The sequence below is a fragment of the Myxococcus sp. AB036A genome (assembly GCF_006547355.1).
Taxonomy (GTDB): domain Bacteria; phylum Myxococcota; class Myxococcia; order Myxococcales; family Myxococcaceae; genus Myxococcus; species Myxococcus virescens.
In genome coordinates, this window is the sequence record NZ_VHLC01000069.1 from 37662 (window position 1) to 47628 (window position 9967).

Annotated in this window: 10 protein-coding genes and 2 pseudogenes; 8 read left to right on the forward strand and 4 right to left on the reverse strand. The window is 67.6% G+C overall.

What is annotated here, in order from left to right; translation table 11 throughout:
* The first annotated feature begins 249 nt into the window (after window positions 1–249).
* From FL344_RS25410 to FL344_RS25435, 6 genes are all read left to right on the forward strand, one after another.
* Window positions 250–3189: a CHC2 zinc finger domain-containing protein gene (locus tag FL344_RS25410; RefSeq protein ID WP_141620340.1), complete on the forward strand. Its 2940-nt coding sequence runs from the start codon at window positions 250–252 to the stop codon at window positions 3187–3189.
* 236 nt (window positions 3190–3425) lie between these two features.
* Window positions 3426–3974, forward strand: a complete 549-nt coding sequence (locus FL344_RS25415) for a DUF2924 domain-containing protein (protein WP_141620341.1) — start codon at window positions 3426–3428, stop codon at window positions 3972–3974.
* Entirely contained in the window at window positions 3971–4171 is a 201-nt protein-coding gene (locus tag FL344_RS25420) for a hypothetical protein (RefSeq protein ID WP_141620342.1), read from the forward strand. Before FL344_RS25415 ends, FL344_RS25420 begins: the two co-directional genes overlap by 4 nt.
* Window positions 4168–5715, forward strand: coding sequence for a recombinase family protein (locus FL344_RS25425; protein WP_141620343.1), 1548 nt, complete (start codon window positions 4168–4170; stop codon window positions 5713–5715). The genes FL344_RS25420 and FL344_RS25425 overlap by 4 nt, the downstream gene beginning before the upstream one ends.
* Window positions 5712–6137: a hypothetical protein gene (locus FL344_RS25430; RefSeq protein WP_141620344.1), complete on the forward strand. Its 426-nt coding sequence runs from the start codon at window positions 5712–5714 to the stop codon at window positions 6135–6137. The genes FL344_RS25425 and FL344_RS25430 overlap by 4 nt, the downstream gene beginning before the upstream one ends.
* Before the next feature lie 116 nt (window positions 6138–6253).
* On the forward strand, window positions 6254–6811 hold the full coding sequence (locus FL344_RS25435; protein WP_141620345.1) for a PspA: 558 nt from the start codon (window positions 6254–6256) through the stop codon (window positions 6809–6811).
* Between the two features lie 111 nt (window positions 6812–6922).
* Here the strand turns inward: FL344_RS25435 and FL344_RS25440 are convergent.
* Window positions 6923–7024, reverse strand: a pseudogene (locus tag FL344_RS25440) (DUF2379 family protein); the annotation flags it as partial.
* A gap of 24 nt (window positions 7025–7048) precedes the next feature.
* On the opposite strand from FL344_RS25440, the gene FL344_RS38650 reads away from it, so the two are divergent.
* Window positions 7049–7315, forward strand: a complete 267-nt coding sequence (locus tag FL344_RS38650; protein WP_194863248.1) for a hypothetical protein — start codon at window positions 7049–7051, stop codon at window positions 7313–7315.
* Between the two features lie 131 nt (window positions 7316–7446).
* Here the strand turns inward: FL344_RS38650 and FL344_RS25445 are convergent, their stop codons facing one another.
* Window positions 7447–7968: a beta/gamma crystallin-related protein gene (locus FL344_RS25445; protein WP_141620346.1), complete on the reverse strand. Its 522-nt coding sequence runs from the start codon at window positions 7966–7968 to the stop codon at window positions 7447–7449.
* Window positions 7969–8289: 321 nt separating this feature from the next.
* Window positions 8290–8598: a hypothetical protein gene (locus tag FL344_RS25450; protein ID WP_141620347.1), complete on the reverse strand. Its 309-nt coding sequence runs from the start codon at window positions 8596–8598 to the stop codon at window positions 8290–8292.
* A 298-nt stretch (window positions 8599–8896) separates the two neighbouring features.
* Here FL344_RS25450 and FL344_RS25455 point away from each other — a divergent pair.
* Window positions 8897–9247, forward strand: a pseudogene (locus FL344_RS25455) (PspA); the annotation flags it as partial.
* A 49-nt stretch (window positions 9248–9296) separates the two neighbouring features.
* On the opposite strand, the gene FL344_RS25460 reads toward FL344_RS25455, so the two are convergent.
* Window positions 9297–9680, reverse strand: coding sequence for a DUSAM domain-containing protein (locus FL344_RS25460; RefSeq protein ID WP_141620348.1), 384 nt, complete (start codon window positions 9678–9680; stop codon window positions 9297–9299).
* Between the last annotated feature and the right edge of the window lie 287 nt (window positions 9681–9967).

The following is a 9967-nucleotide window of genomic DNA, read 5'->3' on the forward strand; positions in this document are numbered from 1 at the left end:
GTTGAGCCGCCAAGCGAGGGCGTGCTGCGAGTCAGCCCGTCCACACGTCCCCGGAAAGCAACCCATGCAGGACTCCTTCTCCGCGCGCCGTGGGGACGAGGGGCGCGCTGCCTCTCGTGCCCTCGGCCTCCCAACAGTCATTGCGCAGCGGCGCCTCGGCGCCAGGCTGGCGGGACGTGCGCGCCAACCTGCCGGGCGCCGAGGGCCGGACGCCGCGGCGACGAGGCACAGCCCCAAGGTGCAGGCCCCATGAGCTTTCGCGCCTTTGTGGAGCAGGTGCGGAGCCGCTCGGAAATCACCGACGTCGTCGGGGCCCACGTCGAGTTGCGCCCTTCGGGCAGCACCCTCAAGGGACTCTCACCCTTTCATCCGGAGAAGACGCCCTCCTTCGTGGTGTGGCCCACTACTCAGACGTGGCGCGACTTCTCCAACGGCGGCAGCCTGGGGGGCGACGTCTTCAACTTCGTCCAGGAGAGGGAGAAGGTTGGCTTCAAGGAGGCGGTATTCCGGCTGGCTGAGCGCGTCGGCATTTCCCCACCCTCGCCCGATGACGAGTCCTACGCGGGGGAGTTCGAGGCACTGGTGGAGCGCCGCGAAGTCGAGCGACTCCTCACGGCCGCTGCCGACTACTACCACCGCCGCCTGCCCGCGAAACTCCGCGAGGAGTCCTTCAACCAGCACTACGGCTTCACCGACGAGGTGGTGGACAGCCTCAAGCTGGGGTGGGCCGACGGCTGCCTCTTCGCGCACCTGAGTGAGGCGTTGGGCGCGAGCCGCGAGGCGGCCCTCAAGACGGGACTCTTCGTCCAACTGCCGGGCGGCCGCGTCGAGGACTTCTTCCGGGAGCGCCTCGTCTTCCCGTACTGGAAGGGGGGCCGCGTCGTCTACTTCATCGCCCGGGCGACGCAACACACGAGGGAGGAGGCCAAGTACAAGAAGCTCCTCACCCACTCGGAGCGGCACCCCTACGTCTCGCCCACCGTCCGCAACGACTACTTCTACAACGAGGACGCGGCACGCAAGGCCGACACGCTGCTGATTACGGAGGGCGTCACCGACTGCATCAGCGCCATGCAGGCGGGCATTGCTTGCCTCTCTCCGGCCACGACGCGCTTTCGCAAGCAGGACATTCCCCGGCTGCTGAGACTCACGCGCGACGCCAGGCGCGTCGTCATTTGCAATGACGCCGAGGCCAGCGGCGCCGGAGAGGCGGGCGCGAGGGAGACTGCCGCGGCCCTCTGGGCCGAGGGGCGCGAGGCGTGCCTCGCCCTGCTTCCACGTTCGCAGGGCACCGAGAAGGTGGACGTCAACGCGTTTGTGACGACGCACGGCGCCGCGGCGCTCCACGAAGTCCTCGGCCGCGCGAGGGGGTACCCGGAGTACATGCTGGACGACATTCCCGAGAGCGCGCCCAAGGCCGACTTGGACAAGGCGCTGGCGCCCCTCCTGGCCTCACTGCAGACGTGCACCGCCGTGCGGGCCGACGTCGTGCTGGAGGCCATTTCGGCGAAGTTTGGCCTCCGGAGGCGGGCCCTCAACGCCAACCTCAAGGGGGTGGTGGCGCAGAAGGAGGCGGCGGCCACGGCTCAGCGTCGTGCGTCCGCCGTGCGCCCGGAAATCAACGTGGGCAACCGCCAACTCTGGGCCATTGTCACCGAGGCACGCCAGGCGGTGGTGCAGGCGAATGAGCGCCGCATGAAGGCGGCCAGCACGCAGGGCTTCGCCAACGAGGCGGCGCCACTCTTCGTGCGAGGCAACGCCCTCGCGCAGCTCGCCCAGCCCGAGAAGGAGGCGCCCATTCTCTCCGAGATGACGGAGGCCGCTGTCTACGGAGTCCTCCTCCGGGAGGCGACGTGGGTAGCGGAAGTCGAGGGCAGGCCGCACTCCGTCTTCCCGCCGAAGGACGTCGCGCGGGACTTCCTCGCGTACCCGCCTCCGGGCCTCCCTCCCGTGGAGGCCGTCATTACCACGCCGGTATTCGGCCAGGACGGGAAGCTCCTCCTGACGCCCGGACTGCACCGGGAGGACAGACTCTGGCTGGAGCCCACCCCCGCCCTCCACCTCGGCGCCGTGCCGGAGCGGCCGACACCCGAGGAGGTTGCAGCCGCACGGGCCCTCTTCTTTGACGACGTCTTCGTGGATTTCCCCTTCGCCCACCCCAGCGACAGGGCACATGCCCTCGCCGCCGTCCTCCTCCCCTTCGTCCGCCGGATGATTGAGGGCTGCACCCCTCTCCACGTGGTGGAGGCGCCAGCTGTCGGCTCCGGCAAGGGCCTCTTGTGCAACCTCGTCTCGTGGGTGGTGACGGGCAGGGCGTGCGCCATTGGCACTCTGCCTGAGAATGAAGAGGAGATTCGAAAGACGCTCACCGCCGAGCTCGCCTTGGCGCGCCCCCTCATCCTCCTCGACAACGCCAATGAGAAGGCGACGCTCTCCTCCGCGGCCCTCGCAGCCATGCTGACGAGTACGTCCTGGACGGACCGCCTCCTGGGCAAGACGCAGAAGCTGACGCTGCCCAATGCCGCCATGTGGATGCTCACCGGCAACAACCCGAGGCTCTCAAAGGACATCGCCCGTCGCTCCGTGCGCATCCGCATCGACCCCAAGCTGGACAGGGCTTGGACGCGGACCGACTTCAAGCACGACCCGATTATTCCTTGGGTGAAGGAGCACCGGAGCGAGTTGGTGCGCGCGGCCCTGACGCTCGTGCAGGCGTGGATTGCCGTGGGGAGGCCCCTGGGGAAAGAGCGGCTGGGCTCCTTCGAGCACTGGGCGGCCGTCATGGGCGGCCTCCTCAAGGTGGCTGGAGTGGAGGGTTTCCTCGGCAACCTCGACGAGCTGTATGCGAATGCGGACGTCGAAGGGGAGTCCTGGCGTGAATTCGTGCAGGCCTGGTGGGCGGCACACGGGACGGCAGAGGTGCTCGTCTCCAGCCTCAACGAGCTGTGCGAGAAGGACGAGCTGATGCTGCAGGTGCGAGGCGAGGGCGGCCCTCGCTCACAGCAGAGCCGCCTGGGCCGCGCGCTGCAAACGGCGAGGGATAGAGTCTTTGGCGACTTGCGAGTGGTGGTGAGGAACCAGGACCGCAAGAAGCGGACGATGTACGCACTCCAGAAGCTGGCGGGCGAGCCGGAGGTGAACACGGCCACGACTGCCGCGGAGACGACGGAAGTCGACCCTTGGGCGTAGCAGTTGTCCGGCGAGCCCCGTGCAGCAACGCCGCGAGGATGCGGTGGACGTGCTGTCCGAGGCTCTCTGGGAGTTGTGGTTGCGCCGGCATACGCAGCCGCAACGACAGACGCACGTGTGGGGAGCGGAGGAGGGCGCGCATGGCTGAACCGCAGACTCTCGACTTGTCTTCTTCTGGGGACAGAGCGTCCATGGCCTTCGCCCGAGGGCGTGCTGCCCCGGGCAAAGGAGACACCGTGGCGAAGAAGGAGACTGCGCGCGCCGCGCGCAAGCAGTTGGCGGACGTGCCACAGCAACTGGCCGCGCTGGCCAGCATGTCGGTGCCGGATTTGGCGGAGAAGTACCTGGAGCTGTACGGCGAGCCCACGCGCAGCCGCAACCGGGACTACCTGAAGAAGCGCCTGGCCTTCCGGATTCAGGAGCTGGCCGAAGGGGGGCTCTCCGCGCGCGCCGTCGCGCGTATTTCGGAGTTGGGCGACAAGTTGCCCGAGCGCTGGCGGATGCGACAGGTGGAGGAGACTAAGCCCGCGACGCCGCCGCCCCCTCCTCCTGCTCCTGCTCCGGTGGACGGGCGCGACGCGCGCCTGCCTCCGCCGGGCACGGTGCTGACGCGCGTGTTCAAGGGCACGCATTACCGGGTGACGGTGCGCGAGGACGGCATTGAATACGAGGGCCAGCTTCACCGCAGCCTCTCCAGCGTGGCCAAGCTGATTACGGGCACGGCCTGGAATGGCTTCTCCTTCTTCGGCCTCAAGGCCGGCTGCCCCAAGGCGGTAACGTCATGAGCGGCCCCGCCTTCTTTCAAACGTACATGGGCCAGCGCTTCTACGAGTCGACGGTGCCGGGGCTCGTCCGTGAGTTGAAGCGCCTCAACGACAACATGGAGCGGCTGGTGGCCGTGGCGGAGCAGCTCGCCGGGAAGACTCAGTCGCCGAGCGTCGAGCCTCGGGAGCCGACGCCCGAGGATTCGGAGGGAAGATGAGGAAGAGCAAGTTGCCGCCCTCGGACGCGAAGCGCTGCGCCGTCTACACGCGCAAGTCCACCGCCGCGGGCCTGGAGATGGAGTTCAACTCGCTCGACGCCCAGCGCGAGTCCTGTGTCGCCTACGTGCAGCGCCAGCCCGGCTGGGTGTTGGTGGATGAGAGCTACGACGATGGTGGCTTCACCGGCGCCAACATGGAGCGGCCCGCCTTCCAGCGGCTGCTGCAGGACGTGGACGCGGGGCGGGTGGACGTGGTGGTGGTGTACAAGGTGGACCGCCTCTCCCGCAGCCTCCTCGACTTCGCGAAAGTCATGGAGCGCTTCAACGCGGCGGGCGCCTCCTTCGTCTCGGTGACGCAGAACTTCAGCACGGCGGACGCCATGGGGCGGCTGACGCTGAACATGCTGATGTCCTTCGCCGAGTTCGAGCGGGAGATGATTTCGGAGCGGACGCGGGACAAGGTGGCTGCCGCGAGGCGCAAGGGGAAGTGGACGGGAGGGCGCGCGCCGCTGGGCTACGAGGTGAAGGACAAGCGCCTCGTGGTGAATGAGTACGAGGCGGTGGTGGTGCGGGAGGCCTTCGAGCTGTACCTCCAGCACCAGCAGGCCTCGGCGGTGGCGCGCCTCCTCAACGAGACGGGGCGCAGGACGAAGCGGTACGAGGCCCAGAGTGGTGCCACGCGCGCAGCTCGGAAGTGGACGACGCAGGATGTGCTGCGCCTCTTGAGGAGTCCCCTGTACGCGGGCTTCGTTCCGTATGGCGACGAGACGCACCCGGGCGAGCACCCGCCGATTGTGGACAGGGCCACCTTCCACCGCGTGAAGGACATGCTGGATGGCCCCGGCATCCAGTACCACGGGCGCAACCCCGACTACGTGCTGCGAGGGCTGTTGCGCTGCGGCCTGTGCGGTGAGGCGATGACGCCCGGCAGCACGCGCAAGGGCGAGCGCGAGTACCGCTACTACCGTTGCGTCACCCGGGACAAGCAGGGGAAGGAGGGGTGCCGGGCCGCGCCCCTTCCGGCAGCCGCCCTGGAGGACTTCGTCGTCGCTCAGCTGCGGGAAGTCTCGGTAGGTGACGGCTTCTCCGCCCAGGTGCATGCCCGCCTCACGGCGCGGCTGGAGGAGAAACACCAGGCCCTGCGCGCCGAGCGCGCGCAGTTGCCGAGGGACTTGGCCAAGCGTGCTGGGGAGTCCGCGAAGTGGGTGGACTCCCTCTCCAAGTTGGAGGGCCCAGCCCGGCGCCTCGTTGAGGAGAAGCTGACGGCCGCGGAAGAGGAGGTCGCCGGCATGCGAAAGCGGCTGGCGGAGGTGGAGCGCGCCCTGGACGCCATTGAGGGGGAGAGGGTGGAGGCTGCGTGGGTGGCCCAGGCCCTGGGGAACTTCGACGCGGTGTGGGATGCCCTCACCTCTACGAATCGGGGGCGCCTGCTGCGGGCCCTCGTCGGCCGGGTGGTGGTGAACGAGGCGACGGGCAAGGTCGACGTGCATATGGCCCACATTGGTGAGGCCGCAGCGACTGGGCGCGAGGAGGTGGCGGCGTGAGCGCGAGCTCCGAGTCTGGGCCGGCGGAGGCCGGCCTCGTCAGCGCGCACTTCCACCGCGTGCGTCACGCGAAGGCGGTGCGCCTCCGAGGGGGCGCGCCACCCCCGCCGCGAGAGGTGGCGCGACGGCCCGCACACGTCGCGCGAATGCTGGCCCTGGCGCACCATGTGGAGTCCGTCATTGGGCGGGGCCTCGTGGCGAGCGCAGCGGAGGTCGCAGGTCAACTCGGCTTTACCCGAGCGCGTGTGACGCACTTGCTGGACTTGCTGCTGCTGGCGCCCGACATCCAGGAGGAGGTGCTTTTCTTGGAGGCTGTGGAAGGGGAGGAGCCTCTCAGCGAGCGAGGCCTCCGGGCCATTGCGCACGCGGGGACGTGGGAAGCGCAGCGCGAGCGGTGGCGTGAGGTGAAGGCTTCATTTTGAGACGGGAGTCCGGATGCCTGGACTTCTTGGTGTAGCGTGAGTGCAAGAGGCTGAATTGTTGTCCGTGTTGAGAGTGCGCGGGCTGTACGCCCCGCGCAGAAAGTGAGCGAGAGCACATGCAGAGCGACATGAAGAGCATCATCCAAGCTGCGGTGGCGGAGGCGGTGGAGAAGACGCTGGGCCGGCAACTGGAGCTGCAAGAGCGGCAGGTGGAGTTGCTGGAGCGGATTGCTCGGTTCCTGGGCGTTGAGCCTGGCCGCGCCCAATCGGCGCCCGTGCAGAAGCGCACGCCCGCGCCTGTGCCCACGGCGAAGCACGCACCCGCGCCAGAGCCCGCGGCCACGCCGAAGCGCACGCCCTCGGTGCCCGTGCGGAAGTATGTGAGGCCGGAGGCCGCGCCGAAGCCCACGCGAGCCGGGCCCTCGCAGCAGAAGAGCCGCGGGCGCCCGCGCGCGGCGGGACGCACAGCGCCGGCCGCCGCCCCCAGCTCCAGTCCCAGCCCCGAGACGCCTGCCTCATACTCGGAGGGTCAAGAGGTGCGCTACAAGCAGGGGCGGGGCACTTTCTCGGCGAAGGTGAAGGCAATCGACGAGAAAGCGAAGACGTTGACGTTGGAGCGTGTCTCCGACGGCACGAAGGTTGTGCGCCCCTTCGACAAGGTGACGCCAGCCTGAGTTTGGGTCGCGAGGCGCCCTCTTCGGAGGGCGCTCTTGTGGCACGTAGTCCAGGGCACGGGCGCCGCCGTCGCCCGGCCCACCGCTGCACAAGGCGCTCCGCACTCGCCGTCACTGCTCGTCGGCCAGCGCGTCGAGCTGCCCCTGGGCGATGGCGCGGTAGTGGGGAACGACCTCCACGGCTAGCACTTCCCGCATCTCCTGGCGGTCGCTGCCGCGTCGTATGACCGCAGGTACATGACGTTGCTCTTTGCCTTCCTCGCATTCCGCAACCTCCAGACCTGGCACTCATCGCGGCCCCGCGCGGCCCGACCACAGTCCTCCGCGAAGGAGAACTCGGCGCGGCTCGAAGAGGGGGGCGGCGCTCCACGCTCGCTCATCGGCGCGCTGGTGCCCGAGGACTTACCAGGGCTGCCCTGGTACGCGGACGTGGCGCGTGCGCTCGCCGTCTTCGGCTGGAGGGGCGAGCGCGTGCAGACGAATAGGGCACCAGCTCGGCCGTGAGCGTGAATGGGGTCACCGAGTGGAGGCCGCACTCTACTGTCATGGATGCAGGTGATTCGAGAGTCACTGGGGGCGAAAGGGTGGCGGTCCCCGAGGCAGGGACCGTCACCTGGAATGCCGGCGCGCCAACGTCAGGAGATCTTGATGCTGGAGGTGTTGTTGTGCAGCGCGCCCAGGCTCGAGGCGTCGGCAGTCACGGTCAGCGATTCGCCGGAGAAGTTGTCGTTCTTGTAGAGGATGACAGTCAAGCCCACCGGCTTCACCGAGCTGATGGTGTTGTTGTCGATGCCGTACCGCTCCAGATCGGCCTGGAGGTACTGGCCAGGAGGCAGGTCCACCTCCTTGCCCTCGAACTGCTCCTTGTAGAAGAACCTGGCCCTGGGCTGCACGGGCACGGTGATGACCCTGATGCTGGAGGTGTTGTTGTTCAGCGCGCCCAGCGACTCGGCATTGGCCACCACTTCGAGCTGGTCGCCGGTGAAATTATCGTCCTTGAAGAGGACGGCCTTCACGCCAGGCGGCACCCTCACCGAGCTGATGGTGTTGTTCCCGATGCCCCGCGCCTCCAACTGGGCCCGGGTGTAGTTGCCAGGCGGCAGATCGACGTGCGTACCGTTGAAATCTTCCTCGTAGTAGACGGTAATGTTTGCCATTGCAGTTCTCCTCCGTCGAGCGGTCCCGGCTCATTTATTGCCAGAACTGCGGCAAGCATTGGGCTCACAGTCCGAAAAAGCAATCCGCCTAAAGTGCCGTATCCTTTCGGCCAAGGATGTGCTGATTCACGCCTCGGCTGAAGTGGTCGGGTTCCAGAACGAGCCGAGAATCTTGAGCACCGCCTGGGGCCACGCCCAATAGTAGGTAAACCCTGAGCGTAACGAGTCCTGAAGCTCGGTCATCTCGTCGAAGAGAAGGTTGTGAGTGGTATGTCCGCGCAGAGGGCACCGCAGTCGCTCAACGGGCTGAAGCTGCGGGCTTCAGAGTGGCAGCCAATACAATGTTAGATGAGGGTGTCGCCGCAAAGCCCAGTCCACGGGCTGCCCCCGGTGCCAGGGCGCGTTGTCGATGACAATGACTACTTCCGGGTACTCGTCGGCTGAGTTGGCGCGGGCGATGTCGAGCAGGTGGTGCGCAAAGGCCACCTGCATCCGCTTCGTCTTGGACAGGCTGTCCTTGCGGCGAGTGCCAACGCGGATGCCGTAGAGGCGGCTGGTTAGCGCACCGGTGATGACGTTGATTGCGGCAAGTGTGTGCATCACATCCGTGCAGTCGCGGGTGCCAGCCACGGGGCGCTCTCCTTTAAGTCCCAAGGTGGCCGTCAGAGTGGGTACCATGGGGAAGCGTCCCTCGTCTTGGCTCAACAGGACAATGACGCCTTGCTGGGCTTGGCGTTTTTTCCCCTCAACTCATCGAGGGCTCTCTGCTGGCATGTGGCGTCGGCCCGCAGGAAGCGGTAGGTGGACCGGTAGGGGCGCACGCCACGGCGGCAGAAGTCACCCATGGCCGTCTCACGCACGCGGATGCCCGTTCGTTTGTCTAGGAAGTCGGCCAGGGCCGCATGGGTCCAATTGGCACACTTGAGGCCGCACGCCCTCGGCGCCCGCGTCGAAGCGCACCCCCTCGGTGCCTGTGCGGAAGTGGGCGAGGGAGGAGGTCGCGCCGAAGCCTACGCGGGCCGGGCCCTCGCCCCGGAAGAGCCGCGGGCGCCCGCGCGCAGCGGGCCGCACCGCGACGGCCGCAGCCCCCAGCTCCAGTCCCAGTCCCGAGGCACCCGTCTCCTTCGCGGTGGGACAGGAGGTGCGCTACAAGCAAGGGCGGGGCGCCTTCAATGCGAAGGTGAAGGCGGTCGACGAGAAGGCGAAGACGGTGAAGGTGGAGCGCGTCTCCGACGGTAAGCAGGTGGCGCGTCCCTTCGACAAGGTGACGCCAGCCTGAGTCTGGGCAGCGAAGCGCCCTCGCTGGAGGGTGCTCCTGCGGCTCGTCGCTACGGCTCGTCGGCGATGGCGTCGAGCTGCCCCTGGGCGATGATAGCGCGGTAGTGAGGCACGACTTCCACGGCGAGCACGTCCCGCATCTCCTGGCGGGCGCTGACGAAGTCCCCCTTGTCCTTGTGCTGGTAAAGCCGGTGCAGCGCGTCCATGAGCCGGCGAGTGCCCTCGCGGATGCGCCGAGACTCTTCTTGCAGCAGGCCCAGCGCTCCCTCTTCCGTAGCGAGCGCGCTCTTGGCTTCGCCGTCGCTGATGCCCACCTCGGCGGCCGTGCGCTTCAGCAGCGCCGTCTCCTTCCTCGTGAGGGCCAGGCGCTCTCCTTCGGTGAGGACACGACGCGCCAGTGCGCGAATCGGCCCCCAGTCAATGGTTTTACTCACGATGCATGTTTCCTTTGCGGGCTGCCCCAGCCCGGCGTGTGAGGCCGAGGCTGGGGTCTCTTTCACCCCGGATAGGCGCACTTGGGGCGGCCTGTCCGCTGCGAGTGGCAGAGGGCTTCACAGTTTCTCGAAGGTCATGTTAATTCGACGGTCGAGTCAACTGGACCTAGCAGGCTTCGGGAGAGTTGCCCGCGACGGCGAATGTCGGTGACGGTGGGGCCGCGCCCCTTCTTTCAGGAGGATTCACAGCTGTCTCTTATAACATCTCCGAGCCCACGAGACGCTCA